This window comes from Streptomyces sp. NPDC059092, from assembly GCF_042756365.1.
Classification (GTDB): Bacteria; Actinomycetota; Actinomycetes; order Streptomycetales; family Streptomycetaceae; genus Streptomyces.
Genome location: NZ_JBHZEJ010000067.1, coordinates 13,652 through 31,768 on the forward strand (window position 1 = coordinate 13,652; position 18,117 = coordinate 31,768).

Annotated in this window: 16 protein-coding genes; 6 read left to right on the forward strand and 10 right to left on the reverse strand. The window is 73.0% G+C overall.

Annotation, left to right across the window (positions count from 1 at the left end):
- Nucleotides 1-43 precede the first annotated feature (43 nt).
- Nucleotides 44-709 (forward strand): zf-HC2 domain-containing protein, encoded by a 666-nt coding sequence (locus tag ACFXPL_RS29605; RefSeq protein WP_384925322.1) that lies wholly within the window; start codon nucleotides 44-46, stop codon nucleotides 707-709.
- 40 nt (nucleotides 710-749) lie between these two features.
- On the opposite strand, the gene ACFXPL_RS29610 is transcribed toward ACFXPL_RS29605, so the two are convergent.
- Nucleotides 750-1,655 (reverse strand): Fpg/Nei family DNA glycosylase, encoded by a 906-nt coding sequence (locus tag ACFXPL_RS29610; protein ID WP_384925324.1) that lies wholly within the window; start codon nucleotides 1,653-1,655, stop codon nucleotides 750-752.
- Nucleotides 1,656-1,831: 176 nt separating this feature from the next.
- Here ACFXPL_RS29610 and ACFXPL_RS29615 point away from each other — a divergent pair, with 176 nt between their 5' ends.
- Entirely contained in the window at nucleotides 1,832-2,554 is a 723-nt protein-coding gene (locus tag ACFXPL_RS29615; protein WP_384925326.1) for an alpha/beta fold hydrolase, read from the forward strand.
- On the opposite strand, the gene ACFXPL_RS29620 is transcribed toward ACFXPL_RS29615, so the two are convergent.
- The 5 genes from ACFXPL_RS29620 to ACFXPL_RS29640 form a co-directional block, all read right to left on the reverse strand.
- The gene (locus ACFXPL_RS29620; protein WP_384925380.1) at nucleotides 2,542-3,393 is read right to left on the reverse strand and encodes an amidohydrolase family protein; all 852 of its coding nucleotides are present in this window, start codon (nucleotides 3,391-3,393) and stop codon (nucleotides 2,542-2,544) included. The genes ACFXPL_RS29615 and ACFXPL_RS29620 overlap by 13 nt on opposite strands.
- 5 nt (nucleotides 3,394-3,398) lie before the next feature.
- A complete protein-coding gene (locus tag ACFXPL_RS29625) occupies nucleotides 3,399-3,710 on the reverse strand; it encodes an L-rhamnose mutarotase (RefSeq protein ID WP_384925328.1) in 312 nt (103 codons plus the stop codon).
- Nucleotides 3,707-4,708, reverse strand: a complete 1,002-nt coding sequence (locus tag ACFXPL_RS29630) for an aldo/keto reductase (protein WP_384925330.1) — start codon at nucleotides 4,706-4,708, stop codon at nucleotides 3,707-3,709. The genes ACFXPL_RS29625 and ACFXPL_RS29630 overlap by 4 nt, the downstream gene beginning before the upstream one ends.
- Nucleotides 4,709-4,861: 153 nt before the next feature.
- Nucleotides 4,862-7,036: a SpoIIE family protein phosphatase gene (locus ACFXPL_RS29635; RefSeq protein WP_384925332.1), complete on the reverse strand. Its 2,175-nt coding sequence runs from the start codon at nucleotides 7,034-7,036 to the stop codon at nucleotides 4,862-4,864.
- Nucleotides 7,037-7,117: 81 nt separating this feature from the next.
- The gene (locus tag ACFXPL_RS29640) at nucleotides 7,118-8,338 is read right to left on the reverse strand and encodes a DUF6777 domain-containing protein (protein WP_384925334.1); all 1,221 of its coding nucleotides are present in this window, start codon (nucleotides 8,336-8,338) and stop codon (nucleotides 7,118-7,120) included.
- A gap of 166 nt (nucleotides 8,339-8,504) precedes the next feature.
- On the opposite strand from ACFXPL_RS29640, the gene ACFXPL_RS29645 reads away from it, so the two are divergent.
- Complete coding sequence (locus ACFXPL_RS29645; protein WP_384925336.1) at nucleotides 8,505-9,347, forward strand: YndJ family protein; 843 nt, start codon at nucleotides 8,505-8,507, stop codon at nucleotides 9,345-9,347.
- The gene (locus ACFXPL_RS29650; protein ID WP_384925338.1) at nucleotides 9,344-9,859 is read left to right on the forward strand and encodes a DUF1990 family protein; all 516 of its coding nucleotides are present in this window, start codon (nucleotides 9,344-9,346) and stop codon (nucleotides 9,857-9,859) included. The genes ACFXPL_RS29645 and ACFXPL_RS29650 overlap by 4 nt, the downstream gene beginning before the upstream one ends.
- Before the next feature lie 57 nt (nucleotides 9,860-9,916).
- Here the strand turns inward: ACFXPL_RS29650 and ACFXPL_RS29655 are convergent, their stop codons facing one another.
- From ACFXPL_RS29655 to ACFXPL_RS29670, 4 genes are all read right to left on the reverse strand, one after another.
- Nucleotides 9,917-10,087, reverse strand: a complete 171-nt coding sequence (locus ACFXPL_RS29655) for a hypothetical protein (RefSeq protein WP_384925340.1) — start codon at nucleotides 10,085-10,087, stop codon at nucleotides 9,917-9,919.
- 288 nt (nucleotides 10,088-10,375) lie between these two features.
- Entirely contained in the window at nucleotides 10,376-11,905 is a 1,530-nt protein-coding gene (locus ACFXPL_RS29660) for an SDR family NAD(P)-dependent oxidoreductase (RefSeq protein ID WP_384925342.1), read from the reverse strand.
- Between the two features lie 120 nt (nucleotides 11,906-12,025).
- A complete protein-coding gene (locus tag ACFXPL_RS29665; protein WP_384925344.1) occupies nucleotides 12,026-12,739 on the reverse strand; it encodes a GNAT family N-acetyltransferase in 714 nt (237 codons plus the stop codon).
- A 316-nt stretch (nucleotides 12,740-13,055) separates the two neighbouring features.
- Nucleotides 13,056-15,641, reverse strand: a complete 2,586-nt coding sequence (locus ACFXPL_RS29670) for a PA14 domain-containing protein (RefSeq protein WP_384925346.1) — start codon at nucleotides 15,639-15,641, stop codon at nucleotides 13,056-13,058.
- A gap of 124 nt (nucleotides 15,642-15,765) precedes the next feature.
- On the opposite strand from ACFXPL_RS29670, the gene ACFXPL_RS29675 reads away from it, so the two are divergent.
- Together ACFXPL_RS29675 and ACFXPL_RS29680 are read left to right on the forward strand one after the other, a co-directional pair.
- On the forward strand, nucleotides 15,766-16,806 hold the full coding sequence (locus ACFXPL_RS29675) for a LacI family DNA-binding transcriptional regulator (protein WP_384925348.1): 1,041 nt from the start codon (nucleotides 15,766-15,768) through the stop codon (nucleotides 16,804-16,806).
- 188 nt (nucleotides 16,807-16,994) lie between these two features.
- Nucleotides 16,995-18,080, forward strand: a complete 1,086-nt coding sequence (locus tag ACFXPL_RS29680) for an ABC transporter substrate-binding protein (protein ID WP_384925350.1) — start codon at nucleotides 16,995-16,997, stop codon at nucleotides 18,078-18,080.
- Nucleotides 18,081-18,117 lie beyond the last annotated feature (37 nt).

Sequence of the window (18,117 nt, forward strand, 5' to 3'; positions counted from 1 at the left end):
CGGTTCTTTGAGTGATTCGGCGCTCCGCCGCGTACCAGAGACCATGCGGACCTTGGACCTCCATCGCGATGTCGGCGCCTACGCCCTGGGCGTGCTCAACGCCGCGGACGCCTTTCGCTTCGAGGATCACCTCATGGAGTGCCCGCGGTGCACCCTGTCGCTGGGTGACTTCGGCGGGGTGAAGACACAGCTCGACCTCTACGCGCGGCAGACCCCGGCCGGAATGGCGCCGGTCGTCGTCGCGGGCCCGGAGATGCTGTCGCGGCTGCTCGGCCGCACGGCGGAGGGGCGGCGGCGCGGCCGCAGGCGCCGGCTCGCGCTGGCGGCCGTGGCGGCGGCGCTGGTGATGGGCGGTCCGCTCACCGTCCTCGGGGTGACGCGGACGACGGTCGCGGGCCCCGCGGCGAGCGCCCAGTGGACGGCGTCGGACCATACGAAGGGGACGGCGGCGATGGTGACGACGACGGAGACCGACTGGGGCACGAACGTCGATCTGGAGCTGGTGCGGCCCGCCGTCACCGGGGTCTGCGCGCTGATCGCCGTGGGCGTGGACGGCTCCAGGGAGACGGTGACGAGCTGGGCGTCCCGTACGGAGGACGGCGAGCGGCTGATCACCCGCGGCGGTGCGTCGATGCGTCCCGGCGAGATCGACCACTTCGAGGTACGGGCCGGGGACGGCCGTGTGGTGGTACGGATCGGCGGCGGCTGACGGCGGCGTACGTACCGCCTCGGTACGTCCCCCGCCCCGCCTATTTGAGCAGCCGGGACATCCTGCGGTCGGCGAGCGGTCTGCCGCCCGTCTGGCAGGTGGGGCAGTACTGGAGCGAGGAGTCGCTGAAGGAGACCTCCCTGATGGTGTCCCCGCAGACGGGACATGCCTCGCCGGTACGGCCGTGCACCCGCAGCCCGGTCCTCTTCTCCGCCTTGAGCCCTCCCGCCGCCACCCCGCGCGAGCGCTCGACGGCGTCGCCGAGGGTGGTGCGCAGCGCCTCGTACAGCTCGGTGACCTCGTCCTCGGAGAGGTTCTTCACCGGCTTGAACGGCGACATCCGCGCGGCGTGCAGGATCTCGTCGCTGTAGGCGTTGCCGATGCCCGCGAGGAGCCGCTGGTCGCACAGGGCGCCCTTGATCCGGCGCCGTTCACCGGCGAGCAGCCGGCCGAACGCGGCGCGGTCGAAGGAGGCGGCGAGCGGATCGGGGCCGAGCCGGGCGATGCCGGGGACGTCCGCCACATCGCGGACGAGGTGGACGGCGAGGCGCTTGGTGGTGCCCGCCTCGGTCAGGTCGAAGCCGTCGCCCTCGGCCAGCACGGTCCGCCAGGCGAGCGGCCCCTTTCCGGGGCGCGGCGGCGCGCCGGAGAACGCGTCCTTCCAGCGCAGCCAGCCCGCGCGGGCCAGATGGACCGCGAGGTGCAGCACGTCGTCCCCCGTACCGCCCGTGCCCGCGGTTGTACCGCCCGTGCCCGCGGTGACGATGTCGAGATACTTGCCGTGGCGGGCGACGGCGGTGACCGTGGTGCCTTCGAGCGCCGAGAGCGGCGGATCGTAGGTCTTGAGGACATTGACCGTCAGCGGCAGGACACGGACGATTTCCTTGCCGACCAGGTGGCCGTCGAGAAACGTGCGCAGCGCTTCGACCTCGGGTACTTCCGGCATGGTTCCAGCGTGCCGCAGGGCCCCGGGGAACGCCCGGCGGGGTTCGCTCCGTTGGTACGGGTGATCCACGGCACACCGGGGGGCCGGGAGGCGTCCGGGGCCGCCGCGGCTCCGAATCGTCCGGGAAGGGGCGCCCGCCACCGGGGCTCCCAGCACCCGCAGGAAGGAAGGCCCACGTGCCAGAAAGCGACCGGCGAGCCGCCGTCCGGCCCGCGCTCGTCCTCGACAGGACGGCCGCGCGCCCCCGCGCCGTCGTCCTGATGCTGCACGGCGGACGCTCGGAGAGCGAGCGTCCGCCCAGCCGGCTCAATCCGCCGGGGATCCGGATGCGGCCGTTCACCCGCGCGGTGCTCCGCGCCACCGAGGGGTACGACGTGGTGGTGGGCCGGGTCCGCTACCGCCACCGGGGGTGGAACGGGACCCGCGCCGACGCGGCCCGGGACGCCCGGCGGGCGCTGGACGAGCTGGAGCAGCTGGTCGGACCGGTGCCCGTGGTGCTCGTGGGCCACTCGATGGGCGGGCGCGCGGTGCTGGCCGCCGCCGCGCGCGAGCAGGTCATCGGCGTGGTGGGGCTCGCCCCGTGGTGCCCGCCGGGTGAGCCGGTGGACCATCTCGCCGGCCGCCGGATCGTCCTGCTGCACGGCGACCGTGACCGGACGACGGATCCCCGGGAGAGCGTGGCACTGGCCGCCCGTGCCAGGGAGGCGGGCGCGGAGGCGTGTGCCGTGCTCCTCGCCGGGGGCGACCACCCGATGCTGCGCCGGGCAGGCACCTGGCACGCGTTGGCGACCGGTTCGGTCACCGGGCTGCTCGGTCTCGACCGGTTCCCCGACGAGGTGCGGGACGCCTTCGCGCGGGCCGCCGCCGGGGAGGAGACGGACCCGGTTCAGAGGGTGTAGACGCGGCGCGCGGTGCCCCCGAAGACGGCGTCGCGCTCGGCCGCGGAGAGCCCGTCGGTGACCGTGCGCGCCGCGTCGAGGACGTCGCCGTACGGTGCGGCCAGCCGGCACACCGGCCAGTCGGAGCCGAACATCAGCCGCTCGGGCCCGAAGGCGTCGAGCGCGATGTCCGCGTACGGGCGCAGGTCTTCGGCCCGCCAGGAGTCCCAGTCCGCCTCGGTGACCAGCCCGGAGAGTTTGGCGACGGTGTTGGGCAGGGCGGCCAGCTCCCGCAGGAGCTCGGCCCAGGGGGCGGTACGGCCCTCGGCGACGGGCGGTTTGGCGAGATGGTCGAGGACGAAGGTGAGCCCCGGCAGCGACCGGGCGGCCCGGATCGCGGCGGGAAGCTGGTGGGGGCGCACCAGCAGGTCGTACGCGAGCCCCGCGTCCGCGACGGCGGCCAGCCCGCGCAGCACGTCGGGTCGGAGCAGCCACTCCGGGTCGGCCTCGCCCTCCACCGGATGGCGTACGGAGACCAGCGTGTGGCCGCCGGGGCGGGCGCGCAGCGCGGCGAGGGTGTCGGCGACGCCGGGCGCGGTGAGATCGGTCCAGCCGACGACGCCCGCCACGAGATCGCTGCCGTCGGCGAGGGCCAGGAACTCGGGGGTCTCCGCGGCGACGGCGACGGTCTGGACGAGGACGGTGGCGCCCACCCCGGCGGCCCGCGTCTCGACGGTCAGTTCCTCCAGGGTGAAGTTCCGGCGGATGGGGTCCATCCGGCTGCCGGTGATCCACTCCTGGGGGCGTACGGACAGGTCCCAGACATGGTGGTGGGCGTCGACGACGGGGGCGGGGGTCATCGCGGTCACAGCTGCCACACCACGGGCAGTCCGGCGTCCGCGCCGCCTTCGGAGTAGTCGTGGACGACGTCGAGGAGATCGGCCATCCGTGCCTGCCAGGCGATGTTGACCGGGAGCCGGTCCAGGGCGGCGAGCAGGGCCGCGTAGTCCGCGCACTCCAGCAGGTGGAAGAGGTCGGTGCCGCTGCGCCAGATCGTCCAGGAGGTGGCGCCCGCGGCGCGGATCGCGGCGGTGAGTTCGGCGGGCACCTCGCGGTGGGCCTCCTCGTACGCCTCGACACGGTCGGCGCGGACCTTGGTGTGCAGGGCGACTCTCATGCGGGGTCTCCGTTCTCGGTGAGCAGTCCCTCGGCGCGCAGTTCGGCCCAGAGGTCGTCGGGGAGGGTCAGGCCGGCGAGCGCGGCGGTGTCCCGTACCTCGGCGGCGGATCTGGTGCCGACCAGGACGCTCGCGACGGCCGGATGGCGCAGGGGGTAGTGGAGGGCGGCGGCGCGCAGCGGGACGCCGTACCGCCGGGTGACGGCGTCCATGCGCAGGGCCCGGTCGAGCAGGGCGGGCGGCGCGGCGGTGTAGTCGTACGTCGCGCCGGGGCGCGGGTCGGCGAGCAGCCCGGAGTTGAAGACCCCGCCGACCACGACGCTCCTGCCGCGCGCCGTGGCCTCGGGAAGCAGTTCGGTGAGCGCCGACCCGTCGAGCAGGGTGAAGCGGCCCGCGCACAGGACGACATCGGCGTCGGTCTCGCGCAGGAAACGGGTGAGCATCGCGGTCTGGTTCATCCCGGCGCCGATGGCGCCGACGGTGCCCTCGGCGCGCAGCCGCTCCAGCGCCGGGTACGCCTGGGTGAAGGCCTCCTCGGCGTGATCGTCGGGGTCGTGGAGATAGACGATGTCGATCCGGTCGAGGCCGAGCCGGGTCAGGCTCTCCTCGACGGAGCGGCGTACGCCGTCGGCGCTGAAGTCCCACACCCTGCGGTGCGTGGCCGGTACGGCGAAGCCGTGGGCGAGGTCGTCGGGGAGGTCTCCGAGCGCGGTGGTGTCGGCGCCCGCGACCGGTTCGAGGATCCGGCCGACCTTGGTGGAGAGCGTGTACGCGTTCCGTGGCCGCTCTCGCAGCGCCTCGCCGAGTCGCCGTTCGGAGAGGCCGAGGCCGTAGTGGGGCGCGGTGTCGAAGTACCGGATGCCCGCGTCCCAGGCGGCGTCGACGGCGTCGCGCGCCTGCCCGGGGCCGACCGGGGTGTAGAGATTGCCGATCCCGGCCGCCCCGAAGGACAGGCCGGTCACCGGGACCGTGCCGGTCCCGAGCGTGGTGTGCCGCATACCGCTGCCGCCTCCCGTGTGCCGACGTCCGTCGGTCGTCGATCACGACGAATATTCATCGGATGACTGAGGACGTCAACACCCTTGAGGCAGCCTTTGGGGAATTTTCCGCGCCGACCTGTCCGATCTATCGGCTGTGGTCGGGGAATCCGTTCAGTGCCCCGGCCGGTCAGGGACGGCGAATTCGCACCATACGCACTTGCCGCTGCCGCGCGACTCCACGCCCCAGTCGTCCGCCAGTTCGTCCACGAGCACGAGTCCGCGCCCGGAGAGACCGGACTCCCCGGCATCGCGGCGGTGCGGCAGGGCGCTCGACCCGTCCTCGACCTCCACCCGCAGCCGCCGGCCCGTCCCTGGCCGCTCCAGCAACGGCTCCGGCTCCGACGGCACGGCCCCCGGCGGCCCGGTTCCCGGCAGCCCCTCCCCCGGGCGTCCCGGCTCCCACCGCTCCGTCCGCGGCAGCACCCGGACCACCACGGTCGCGCCGCCGTCGGTGTGCACCAGGGCGTTGGTGATCAGCTCGTCGGCGGCCAGTTCGATCGCGTCGGAGCGCTCCCGGGCGCCCCAGGCGGTGACCGCCGCCCTGATCATGTGACGCGCGGTGGCCAGCCCCTCGGCGTCGTCCCGCGCGACCCGCTGGTGGAGCCGGCCGCCGGAGCGCGGGGCGCGCGTACCGCCACGGCGCAGCAGCAGGACGGCGACGTCGTCCTCGCCGCCGCGCGCGTCCACCACCTCGCAGAGCCGGTCGGCGAGGTGCTGGAGATCGCGCGGCCCGTCCCGTACCAGCGTGGCCAGCAGCTGCATCCCGTCGTCGAGGTCGGCGCCCGGCTGCTCCACGAGGCCGTCGGTGTAGAGCAGCAGGGTCTGCCCCGGGTCCAGCTCGACGGTCTCGACGGGGTAGTCGAGCCCGCCGAAGGCGGCGGAGAGCCCGAGCGGCATCCCGCCGGGCAGCGGCAGCCGGCGGCAGCTCCCGTCGGTGTCCCTGAGCAGCGGATCGACATGGCCGGCCCGGACGAGCTGGATGACCCCGGTCGTCAGGTCGGCCTCCGCGTAGGTGCAGGTCGCGAAGCGGTCGGTGTCCAGTTCGTGGAGGAAGACCGAGGCGCGGGCCATCACGGTGGCGGGCTCGTGCCCCTCGGCGGCGTACGCGCGCAGCACGATCCTGAGCTGTCCCATCACGGCGGCGGCGTGGGTGTCATGGCCCTGGACGTCCCCGATGACCGCCCCGACCCGGCCGCCGGGCAGCGGGATCACGTCGTACCAGTCGCCGCCGATGTCCCGGCCGAGCCGCGCGGAGCGGTAGCGTACGGCGATCTCGGCGCCCGGCACGGCCGGGATCCTGCGCGGCAGCATCGCCTGCTGCAGCCCCTCCGCGAGGTCGTGCTCCTGCTCGAAGAGCACGGCGCGCTGGAGGCTCTGCGCGATGCTGCTGCCGAGCGCGACGAGCAGATTGCGGTCCTCGGCGCTGAAGCCGATCCGGTCGCGGTAGAGCAGCCCGAGCGCCCCGATGGGCCGCGCCTGCGCGATCAGCGGCAGATAGGCGGCGGCGTTGATGCCGAGGTCCTCGATGGAGGGCCAGAGCATGGGGTAGCCGTCCGCGAACTCCTGGGCGGATTCGATGAAGCGGGGCAGGAGCGTGCGCACCACCTCGCTCATCGGGTACGCCTCGTCGGTACGGGTGATCCGGGTGCCCGGTACGTAGGAGCCCTCGGGCCCCTCGGCGACCAGATGGATGCGGCCCGCGTCCACCAGACCCATGACCAGACTGCTGGCGCCGAGGTGGGCCAGCCCGTGGGACTGCTTGAGGACGTCGATGACGTCCTGGACGGTCCTGGCGTGGGCGAGCGCGGCGGTGGTGGACTCGACGACGCCCGCACCCACCCGCCGCAGGGTGCCCAGTTCATGGCGCGCGGCGGAGTCGGCCAGCTCCTGGGCCGCGTCGCGGACGAGACCGATCACGCGGTGGGCCCGGCCCGCGGTGTCGCGGCGGATGACGCCCTGGACGTGGGTCCAGCGCAGGCTGCCGTCCCGCCGCCGGACGCGGAAGTACGAGCCGTACCCCTCACTGCCGTCCCGGAGCGCCTGGGAGACCAGTTCGTCGAGATGGATGGACTCGGTGGGCGGGACCCGGGTCTCCAGTCCCCCGGGGCGGCCGTCGTACTCGTCGGGGCAGAGGTCGAAGACGTCGAGGGCCGGGGCGTCGAGATGCAGCCGGCCGCTGTCGAGGTCCCAGTCGAAGGTGCCCATCCGGTTGAGGGACAGGCTGATGTCGGCGTGGGCGGGCCAGTCGTCGGGGAGCGACAGGGGACCCGCTACCCGTTCAACCATGTGGACACTCTGTCATCATTTGTCGGATTCTTCGAGTGATCCCGGCGCCCCGGGACCGCACGGCCGGCCCGGCCGGCACGCTCAGCCCGGGAACGCGTCCGTGCCCGCCGGCTCGTCGGGCAGGACCGGCGCACCGGGCTCCGGCGGCACGTCGGGCTCCGGCGGGAGCGGTTCGTCCGCGGGCGGGGCGAGGTCGTCACCACCGGGCGGCACCCCGCCGGGGCCACCACCGGGGTCGGCCTCCGGCATCAGCTCCACCTCGTCCGCGGGGACCTGCGGCTCGTCCGGTACGGCGGGCCGCCCCTGGCGGTCCGGGGCGCCCGACGGCGAGGCACCGCCGCCGGGGGGCGCGGACTCCGCGCGGCCGGTGACGGTGCCGGACGTGACCGCTCCCGGCGCCTTCACCGCCTCGGGGTCGGTGATGTCGGCGTCCGGGGCGTACGGCGGCGGCGTCCCGGGGGTCCGGTCCTCACCGCCGTCGGTGCCGATCCGCCGCTCGATCCAGGCGTGGTCGACCAGGTCCACGATGACCAGCGCGTCGAGGGGGCGCGGGGCGCGGTGGACGACGACGACCCGGTTGGCGTCGTAGCCCCGCCAGGGCTTGCCCCGGTAGCGGACGGAGCCCTGGGCGGCGACCGGTGCGCCGAGCGGGCTGCCGCCCGCGCAGCGCACCCTGGGCATGCCGTACGCGTCCACCATGACGGCGGTGCCCGCCTGGAGGACGGACTGGAAGGCGGAGGCGGCTCCGTCACGGTAGCCGTGGGCCGTGACCCGGACGTCCGCCCGTACGACCACGGGGGTCAGCCCGCGCAGGAAGTCGGGGACGGGCGCCTGGCCGAGCGCCGCACCCCGGGCGAAGGCGCGGGCCTTCGCCGGGTCCCCGGCGAGCAGGGCGACCTGCCGCTCCACGTCGCAACTGGCCGACGGGGAGCCGCCGTAGAGGCCGGGGGTGGAGCCGGGCAGGGCGCGCGGCGTCCGGGTGCCCGCGGTCGCGCCGCGCGCCCCCTCCCGCCCCTGCGGGGCCTCCGGCCCCGCGGCCCCGCGCGCGCCGCGCTCCGCCGGGGCCGCGGCGGCGCGCGGGACCACGGGGACGGGTTGAGCCGCGGCGGTGGAGGAGGTGAACGGGTCGGGGCCGGGGGCCGCGACGGCCTGGAAGTGCAGGTCCTTGCCGCTCGGCGCACTCTGCCCGCCATCACCGCCGCCGCCACCACTACCGCCGCCCCACCCGCAGCCCGCCGTGATCAGAACGCCCGCGGACAGCGCGACGAGCGCGGCATTCCGTCGACCGATGGGTGAGCGCACCAGAATCTCCCGCCTCTTCCTCCGTGCATGTCCCCCTATATCTGCCGGGTCCACCGACCCCTCGCAAGCCGGACGCACCCGACGCGCCCGGGACTTGAACACGTTCAATAAACGGCCTACGCTCGACGAAGAAAATGAACGCGTTCAACTTCGGGGGTGGCGTGGGATGTCCGTGCTGGTCAGCCTGATCGTGACGGTCGGCATGCTGGCGATCGTGCCGCTGGGGCTGCGGCTGCTGGAGACCCCGGAGGGGCCCGCCACCTCTGGACTGCGGGCGCTACGCCGCCTGTGGCCCCTGCCGGGCCTGCTGGGCGCGCTCTCCCTCTGGCTGCCGCGCGGAGCGCCGGCCACCACGCTCGCCGTCTGCTACGCCCTGGCCACCCTGGCCCTGGTCCCGCTCGCCCTGCTCCGCGCCGTCAGAAGCCGGACCCTGACCCCGGCCCCGGCCGAGGTGGCGGCGCTCACCGCGCTCGTGACCCCCTCGATCGCCGGGGTCTGTCTGGTCGCGGAGCGGTGGGGACACCATCTGCTCGGCTTCGACCTGACGGTCCTGCGGCTGACGGTCGCGCACTTCCACTTCGCCGGCTTCGCCGCGGCGCTCACCGCCGGCCTGGTCTGCCGTACGGTGCCCGGCCCCGCGGGCCGGTTCGCCGCGCTGAGCGTCCCCCTCGGCACCCTGACGGTCCTGATCGGCTACTTCACCGGCGAGGCGACCGAGCTGGCCGGGGCGGTCGTCCTGACCGCGGGCATGTGGACGGTCGCGGTGCTGACCTGGCGCGACATCAGACCCGGCGCGCGGGACCGGTACACGCGCGCCCTGCTCGCCGCCTCCTCCGGTGTGCTGGCGGCGACCATGGTCCTCGCGCTGAGCTGGGCGCTCGGCGAGGCCACCGGGCTTCCCCGTCCCACCCTCACCTGGATGGCGGCCACGCACGGCCTCGGCAACGCCCTCGGGTTCGCCCTCTGTTCGATCCTGTCCTGGCGACGACTCAAGGAGACCGCCGTATGAAGACCGGCACCTTCACCTACCGCGAAGTGGGCGCCACCCGGCTCGGACCCCTGCCGGACGGCTACCGCCACCTCCGCCACCGGACCACGATCGGCCGGGGCCGCCCGGCCTTCGAGGCCGCGGGAGCGGCCGTCACCACCTTCGCCCTGCACCGGCGGTCGGGCGCCGGGGTCGTGGCCACCACGCCCCGGGCGGAGCCGGGCACCGGGGTACGGATCTCGCTCGGCGTGGGGCCACTGCGGGCGACCGTGGGGTGCCAGGTGGTGTGGACGGCGTACGAGAGGGACCGTACGGGCTTCGCGTACGGCACCCTGGCCGGGCATCCGGAGCGCGGCGAGGAGTCCTTCGTGGTCGAACTGCGCGAGGACGGCTCCGTCCGGTTCACCGTCACGGCCTTCAGCCGCCCGGGCCGCTGGTACACCCGGCTCGGGGGCCCGCTGGTGCCGGTGCTCCAGCGCGCGTACGCCCGGCGGCTGGGCCGGACCCTGGCCCGGATCGCGCGCGGCGCATAGCGCGTACGGTCCCGTACCCCGGCGCGCGCGGGGGTACGGGACCGTGCGGCGGGCCGGTCAGTCGACCCCGGGCAGGATGTGCGGCTCGGCGAGGTCGTCCTCGTAGCCCGCGAGCCTGATGGGGGCCGATCGGGCCCACACCTCCAGGTTGCCGATCTTCTCGGGCCCGCGCCCACGCTCGACGGGCTCCGTCGGACGTTGCTCGTGCTGCGTCACATCTGGTGTCACCGCGCACTCCTCTGTGTCGGGTAACTCTGGGACAGGTGGTTCCGTCGCGGTGGCGCCGTTTTGTCGGACGGGACCGCGGCCGTGGTAGGGGGCCTGTCCCAGCACGGCCGTGGGGATGGTGTGTCCCCTGCTTGGCCGTCCGTGCGCATCAGAGTAACCAGATGAGCGCCAGTCCGCTCTATAGGGCCGGCTTTCGGGTGAACTTCCGGCCAACCGGACCAGTTCCGGTCGGCCGGGGGCCCGATGACGCGGTAGCGGGAGCCCTGTGACGGAATGTCCGTCCCGGGGCTACCAATTGGCGGGCGCGTAGTCCTTGAGGAAGCAGCCGTACAGGTCCTCGCCGCCCTCGCCCCGCACGATCGGGTCGTACACCCGCGCGGCGCCGTCGATGAGGTCGAGCGGGGCGTGGAAGCCCTCGTCGGCGAGGCGCATCTTGTCCGGATGCGGGCGCTCGTCGGTGATCCAGCCGGTGTCGACGGCCGTCATCAGGATGGAGTCGGACTCGAACATCTCCTGCGCGCTGGTGCGGGTGAGCATGTTCAGCGCGGCCTTGGCCATGTTCGTGTGCGGGTGTCCCGCGCCCTTGTAGCCACGGCTGAACACCCCTTCCATCGCGGAGACGTTGACGACGTACGCGCGGGCGGCGGCGGCCCGGGCCATCGCCGGGCGCAGCCTGCTGATGAGGATGAACGGCGCGGTGGAGTTGCACAGTTGCACTTCGAGCAGTTCGACCGCGTCCACCTCGGAGACCGTCTGCACCCAGCTGTTGGTGTCGTGCAGATCGGGTACGAGGCCGCCCGCGTCGATCGCCGTGCCCGCCTCGATCCTGGCGAGCGTGGCGGAGCCGCCGACCAGCGCGAGCCCGGTGATGTCGGACGCGCTCAGGGCCTCGGCGCCGCCCGCGGACAGCACGGCCTGGGAACCGCTGCCGAACGCGCCGATGACCTGCGAGGCGGGCAGCTCGCCCGCGGGCAGCGGCGCGGACTCGGCGGCGAGCAGTTCGCCGTACGCCTGCGGGGAGCGGCGTACCGTCTGCGCGGCGTTGTTGATCAGGATGTCCAGCGGGCCCTCGGCGGCGACGGAGTCGGCGAGGGCGACCACCTGCCCCGGGTCCCGCAGGTCGATGCCGACGATCTTCAGCCGGTGGATCCAGTCGTCGCTGTCCGGCATGGCCTTGAAGCGGCGGATCGCGTCGGCGGGGAACCGGGTGGTGATGGTGGTGTGGGCGCCGTCGCGCAGCAGCCGCAGCGCGATGTACATGCCGATCTTGGCCCGGCCGCCGGTGAGCAGCGCGCGGCGTCCGGTCAGATCCGTACGGGCGTCACGGCGGGCCCGGTTCTCCGCCGCGCACGGCTGGCAGAGCTGGTGGTAGAAGGCGTCGACCTCGGTGTAGCGGGACTTGCAGATGTAGCAGGAGCGGGGACGCTGGAGGATGCCCGCGATCTCGCCGGCGGCCGAGGAGGACGGCAGCAGGCCCTGGGTCTCGTCGTCGATGCGCTCGGCGGAGCCGGTGGCGGTGGCCTCCGTGACGGCCTTGTCGTGGGCGGTCTTGGCCGCTCTGCGATCCTGGCGGCGGCGCTGCTTCACCGTACGGTAGATCCCGGCGGTGGCGCGCCGGACGGCGATCGCGTCGGGGTGGTCGACGTCCAGCTTGTCGAGTTCGTCGAGCACGCTCAGGCAGACGGCCATCCGCTCGGGGTCGATGCCGGGACCGGGCTCCGGGCTCCCGTCCCGGGGCTCAGGGATGCCGCCCCTGGCCGGGCCGGGCGGGCTCGCCTGGCTGCCGCCGTACGCCGGGCTGTCCTCTGTCACCGTCATCGTTGCTGCCATTCGTCGAAACACTGCTGACTGATCACTGGGGGTGGTGCCGGCTGCCGAGATCGTCACCGCGGGTCAGGAGGGTGCCGACGGAATGGGAGCCAACAAAATCCCATCATCTTATCCGGTCGTGACGACTGCCCCGACCGGGACCCGGACGCCCAGGAACCGCGTGGGGCGGCGCAGCCGGAAGCCGAGCGACTCGTAGAGCCGGATGGCGTTGGTGTTGTCGGCGGCGGCGTGCAGGAACGGCGTGTCACCGCGGGTCCTTACGGCGTCGGCGACGGCGAGGATCAGCCGGGCGGCGAGCCCCTGGCCACGGAACTCCGGGGCGGTGCAGACGGCGCTGATCTCGGTCCAGCCCGGCGGGCGCATCCGCTCCCCCGCCATCGCGACGAGCGCGCCGCCGCGACGGATGCCCAGGTAGGTGCCGAGTTCGACGGTACGGGTGAAGAAGGGGCCCGGCCGGGTGCGCTCGACCAGGTCGAGGATCTCCGGCACGTCGGCGGGGCCGAGGAGTACGGCCTCCTCGTCCGGCTTCGCCGCGAGCCCGGCGTCGACCATCTGGACACCGTCGGCCTGGAAGGTGATCTCCCAGCCGGCCGGCGGCGCCCCGGCGAATCCGGCGAGCGCGAGGGCGCCGCCGGGCCCGGCGAGCGCGGCGACATCGTCCCAGTCGGTCTCGTCCGGGTCGTCGGGCAGCGCCAGCCAGGGCGCCACGTCGGCCGGGTAACGCAGCAGCGTGCCGTACCGCTCGGCGAAGTGCGCGTGCGGTCCGGTGAGGGCGGCGCGCGCGGGGTTGTCGAGCGGGTGCGGCACAGGGGCGTGGGGCATGGACGGGGCTCCTCCATCTGTCCGGTGGGATCGGCCGCCCCTGGGGCAACCTCCCCGTGTAAGGCGGACGGATCGCAGGCTATTCCGACGGCCCGGCACGCCTCGCGTGGCCCCGGTCCGTCCTGGCCCCGGCCCGTCCCCGATCCGTCCCGGCACCGACGGCCCCGGTCGCTTCCGGCGCCGGCGGTCCGGCCCCGGTCGCGCGGAGTGTCCGGCACGGGCGGGCCCGTCCCTGAGCGCGGGCGGCCCCGGCCCGTCCCCGAGCGGGGGCGGGGCCGGGGCCGTCGCGCGGATCGTCAGGGCCGTCGGACGGCCGTCAGGAGGTGCCGCACTCCATGGCTGCCGGGTTCTCGGCGTCGCGGATCAGCGCCTCGTGGGCCGCCTTGAGCCGCTTGGCGTCGGGCTTCAGCACCTTCCGGTCGTAGGTGAGCAGGCCGTTCAGCTCGCCCTCCACATCGGCGATCTGGGTGTAGACGGCGCCGTTGCTGCCCTGGCAGGCGAGCGCGCGCACCTTGTCGAGTTCGGCCAGGTACGCGTCGGTGTACGCGGCCTGGTCCACCCCGACGTACGTGTGCTGCACCGGCCAGGCGTGGCCGGGAACGGCGAGGCCGAGGCCGCCGTACTCCCCGCTGACCAGGGCCCGTTTGCCGTCGGGCGCCGGCAGTTGGGCGCTCGGGTAGCCATGGGCGTCGGCGATGTCCCCGTTGCGGCCGTCGACCGCGCCGCAGCAGTTCACCCCGCTCATGTTGTTGATCAGCCGGGTCGGGTCCCAGGACTTGGCCTGGTCGGCGACGCGCGCCTGGTCGTACTGGCCCCAGCCCTCGTTGAAGGTGACCCACATGATCACCGAGGGGCTGCTGCTGTGCTGGTCGATCATCCGCTTCATCTCGTGTTCGTACTGGGTACGGGACGCCGCGTTCGGGTTGATCGTGTTCATCGCGGGCATGTCCTGCCAGACCAGCAGCCCGAGCCGGTCCGCCCAGTAGAACCACCGGTCGGGTTCGACCTTGATGTGTTTGCGCACGGAGTTGTAGCCGAGCTTCTTGTGCGCCTTCAGGTCGTACGCGAGGGCCTCGTCGGTCGGCGCGGTGTGCAGCCCGTCCGGCCAGAAACCCTGGTCGAGGGTGGCCATCAGGAAGGTGGGCGTGCCGTTGAGGACGGTCCTGGGGGTGCCGTCGACCTTCTCGACCGTGAGTGAGCGCATCCCGAAGTAGCTGCCGACGCGGTCCTTGCCCGCCGTCACTTCGAGCCGGTAGAGGTGGGGGTCGTCCGGCGACCACAGGTGGGGGTCGCGGACCGGCACGGTGAGGGTGGCGCCGCTGCGGCCGGTGACCGTACCGATCTTGCGCCGGCCGTCGTACGCGGTGGCCGTGACCGGCACACCGTCCCGGATGCCGCGCACCTCGACGGCGAGCTTCTCACCCGCGACGTCGGGGGTGAGCTTGAGGGAGCCGATGTGGTCGGCGGCGACCGGCTCCATCCACACCGTCTGCCAGATCCCGGAGGACGGGGTGTACCAGATGCCGCTGGGGTCCAGGCGCTGCTTGCCGATCGGCGGGTTCTCGCCGTCCTTGGAGTCGGTGGGGTCGTAGACGCCGACGATCAGTTCCTGGGTGCGGCCGGGCTTCAGCGCGTCGGTGACATCGGCGGTGAAGCGGTCGTAACCGCCCTTGTGCTCGGTGACCTTGACGCCGTTGACGTAGACCTCGGCCTGCCAGTCGACTGCGTCGAAGTTGAGGTTGAGCCGCTTGCCCTCGCCCACCTGCCAGGTGGAGGGGACCGTGAAGGTGCGGCGGTACCACATGCGGTCCTCGTGCCGTTCGACGCCGGAGAGTTCCGACTCCACGGGGTAGGGGACGAGGATCTTCTCGCGGAGGTTCTTGCCGACCGGCGGCTTCTCGCCCTTCGTCGCGGCGGCGAACTGCCACTGACCGTTGAGGTTCCGCCAGGCGTCGCGGGTCAACTGCGGCCTGGGGTACTCGGGAAGGGCGTTGCGGGGCCCGACCTCCTTGGCCCACGGGGTGGTGAGCTGGTACTCGGAGGTGTTGGGTCCGCTGCTCCAGAAGGGGTCGACGGGGGCGCCGCCCTGGGCGGTGAGGCCGCCGGTCCCGTCGTAGCGGAGGTCGGCGTTGCCGCCCCTGCCGACGACCGGTTCCTTGAGGGTGACGAGCAGCCGCCTGGCGTCCTTCGGGTCCTTCTTGACGGCACCGAGCGGCCACTGCGCGCCGCCGATGACCGCGCTGAGGTGGCTGCCCAGACCGGCGGGCGGGGCGGTGAGCTTCTGCCCGAAGTCCAGGCGCAGGGTGCGGCCGTCGGGCAGGACGGTGGTGGCGAGGGCTCCGTTGTACGAGAAGCCGTCGGGCAGCCGGAAGGCGGTGGCGGGCACGGGTTTCTTGGTACCGCCGGGCTCGGTCCACCGGAGGCGGAGGTTCGAGCCGCCGAAGTGCTCGAAGTACTCCACCTTGATGTCGTAGGCCTGCCCCTTCGTCAGGTCGAGGGGCTGGGCGGTCTGTTCCTTGTCCCAGTCGTCGACCCAGTGGTCGATGGCGAGGCGTCCGTCGACCCAGAGCCGGAAGCCGTTGTCGCCGGTCATCGAGAAGGTGTGGGCCCCGGAGGTGGCCGGGACGACCTTCCCGGTCCAGCGTACGGAGACGTCGTCGGCCTGTCCGGTGGTGGCGGACAGGCGCGACTCCAGATTGGCGAAGTCGATGACGGGGTCGAACACGGTGGCCTTCAGCTCATGGAAATCGAAGGCTCCGGGGGCGGACTGGGTGTAGTACTCGCCCTTGAGTCCATGTGCCTCGGCCGGGTCGTCCGCGGCCGAGGCGGCGGGGGCCGCGGTGAGTCCGGCGACGCCGAGGACGGCGGCGAGCAGGAGGGCCAGTTTTCTTCGGATGCGCACGAATCCTCCTTGCGAAGAGAGGGTGGCGGCTCGTTGCGTCAGTCTGTACAACGTTGGAAGGAACGGCAGTTGGCATGACAGCACGCCATTCGAGGCGCTGTCCAGAGTCAGGGAGCAGATATCGGTGAGCGTCAGCCTCAAGGATGTCGCGGAGCGCGCGGGCGTCTCCATCAAGACCGTGTCGAACGTGGTCAACAACTACCAGCACGTCACTCCCTCGATGCGGTCCCGGGTGCAGCGGGCCATCGACGAGCTGGGGTACGTACCGAACCTGACGGCCCGCCACCTCCGCAAGGGCCGTACGGGCATCCTCGCGCTGGCCGTGCCCGAGCTGGGCAATCCGTACTTCGCCGAGCTGGCGGGCGCGGTCATCGACGCCGCCGCCGAGCACGAGTACACCGTGCTGCTCGATCACACCGGGGGCAGCCGGGAGCGGGAGATCCTGGTCAGCCAGGGGTTCCGGGCGCGGGTCATCGACGGGCTGATCCTGAGCCCGATCGAGCTGGAGGCGGAGGACCTGCGCGGCCGTGACCGGGACGCGCCGCTGGTGCTGCTCGGCGAGCGGGAGTACGACCTGCCGTACGACCACATCGCGATCGACAATGTCGCGGCGGCCAGGACCGCCGTACGCCATCTGCTCACGCTGGGCCGGTCGCGGATCGCGTTCCTCGGGGCGCGTACCGACCGGGTCAACGAGCCCTCGCAGCTCCGGCTGCGCGGCTGGCGCGAGGAGTTGACGGCGTCCGGGACTCCGGCGCCGGATTCGCTGGTCGCGCCGACCGGCGGCTGGGCGCACGCGGACGGCGCGGCGGCGATGGCCCGGCTGCTGGACTCGGGCGTACGGCCGGACGCGGTCTTCGCGTACAACGACCTGATCGCCATCGGCGCGATGCGGGTGCTCTCCGAGCGCGGGCTGCGGGTCCCCGGGGATGTGGCGGTGGTGGGCTTCGACGACGTCACGGAGGGCCGGTACGGGTCGGTCACCCTGACCACGGTCTCGCCCGCGAAACACACCATCGCGCGGCTCGCGGTGCAGTCCCTCGTGGAGCGGCTCGACGGCGGCCGGGATCCGGCCGGTGACCAGGGCACGGATGAGCCGCGAGCACGTGAACTCCGCGCGGAATTCAGGCTGGTGGAGCGCGAGTCCACACTCGGCCGCGCGTGAGGTGCCCGTACGGAGTGTTCCCGGGACCGGGTGGTGCCGTTCTCGCGCGAAGGGTTTACAGGATCCGTACAACGATGTAAAAAACCTTCCGAACAAGCGCAGCAGGCCGTGCAGACCAGCAGACCGTACGAGCAGATCTCCCGGGCGGTGTTCCTCGCGCCGGGGCCGTGCCGAGATGGGGTTCCGCCATGAAGTCTTCCGCTGTCCGCTCCACCACCACGACCGTTCTCGCCGCGAGTCTCGTCGCCGCACTCGCCCTGACCGGCTGCGCCAAGTCGGAGGAGGACGCCTCCGGTGACAGCAAGGCGGCGGCCGAGGGCGGCGAGCAGGTGGTGGCCTCCCCCAGCGCGGGGACCGACGCGACCTGTGCCCTCGACCAGTTCGGCGGGAAGAGGCTGGACCTCGCCGGCGCGACCGTCGGCTTCTCCCAGTCCGAGAAGGAGGCCAACCCCTTCCGGATCGCGGAGACGGCCTCCATCAAGGCGGAGGCGGCCGACCGGGGGATCGAACTCCTCACGGCCAACGCCCAGTCGCAGTTCGCCAAGCAGATCAGCGACGTCCAGGACCTGATCACCAAGGGCGCCGACCTGCTGGTCATCGCCCCGCTCAACTCGGACGGCTGGGGCCCGGTGCTGCGTTCCGCGGCGGCGAAGAAGATCCCGATCATCACGGTCGACCGGAAGATCAACGCGACGGCCTGCAAGGACTACGTGAGCTTCATCGGCTCGGACTTCGTCGAGCAGGGCAAGCGCGCGGCCGACCGGATGATCGAGGCGACGGGCGGCAAGGGCAAGGTCGCCATTCTGCTCGGTTCCGCGGGGAACAACGTCACCACCGAACGCACCAAGGGGTTCAAGGACCAGCTCAAGGCCGCGGCGCCCGGACTCCAGGTGGTGTTCGAGCAGACCGGCGAGTTCGCCCGGGAGAAGGGCCAGCAGGTCACCGAGCAGCTCATCCAGTCCAACCCGGACATCAGCGGGATCTACGCCGAGAACGACGAGATGGGCCTCGGCGCCGTCAACGCCCTCAAGAGCGCGGGCAAGAAGCCGGGCGACGTCAAGATCGTGACGGTCGACGGCACGCGCAACGCGGTGCAGTCCATCGTGGACGGCTGGATCTCCGGCGTCATCGAGTCCAATCCGCGCTTCGGACCGCTGGCCTTCCAGACCCTGGACACCTTCACCCGGGGCGAGAAGGTCTCCCAGGACATCGTCATCCAGGACACCGCGTACACCCCCGAGAACGCGAAGGCCGATCTGGGCAAGGCCTACTGACGTGCCGTCGCCATCACCGGCGGACGGCGTACGGCCG

Excerpts from the sequence above, each read along its gene's own strand:
- ACFXPL_RS29665 (WP_384925344.1), bottom strand. The coding sequence starts at position 12,739 with ATGCCCCACGCCCCTGTGCCGCACCCGCTCGACAACCCCGCGCGCGCC.
- ACFXPL_RS29630 (WP_384925330.1), bottom strand. The coding sequence starts at position 4,708 with ATGCGGCACACCACGCTCGGGACCGGCACGGTCCCGGTGACCGGCCTG.
- ACFXPL_RS29680 (WP_384925350.1), top strand. The coding sequence starts at position 16,995 with ATGAAGTCTTCCGCTGTCCGCTCCACCACCACGACCGTTCTCGCCGCG.
- ACFXPL_RS29605 (WP_384925322.1), top strand. The coding sequence starts at position 44 with ATGCGGACCTTGGACCTCCATCGCGATGTCGGCGCCTACGCCCTGGGC.
- ACFXPL_RS29645 (WP_384925336.1), top strand. The coding sequence starts at position 8,505 with ATGTCCGTGCTGGTCAGCCTGATCGTGACGGTCGGCATGCTGGCGATC.
- ACFXPL_RS29625 (WP_384925328.1), bottom strand. The coding sequence starts at position 3,710 with ATGAGAGTCGCCCTGCACACCAAGGTCCGCGCCGACCGTGTCGAGGCG.
- ACFXPL_RS29635 (WP_384925332.1), bottom strand. The coding sequence starts at position 7,036 with ATGGTTGAACGGGTAGCGGGTCCCCTGTCGCTCCCCGACGACTGGCCC.
- ACFXPL_RS29620 (WP_384925380.1), bottom strand. The coding sequence starts at position 3,393 with ATGACCCCCGCCCCCGTCGTCGACGCCCACCACCATGTCTGGGACCTG.
- ACFXPL_RS29650 (WP_384925338.1), top strand. The coding sequence starts at position 9,344 with ATGAAGACCGGCACCTTCACCTACCGCGAAGTGGGCGCCACCCGGCTC.
- ACFXPL_RS29610 (WP_384925324.1), bottom strand. The coding sequence starts at position 1,655 with ATGCCGGAAGTACCCGAGGTCGAAGCGCTGCGCACGTTTCTCGACGGC.
- ACFXPL_RS29660 (WP_384925342.1), bottom strand. The coding sequence starts at position 11,905 with ATGACGGTGACAGAGGACAGCCCGGCGTACGGCGGCAGCCAGGCGAGC.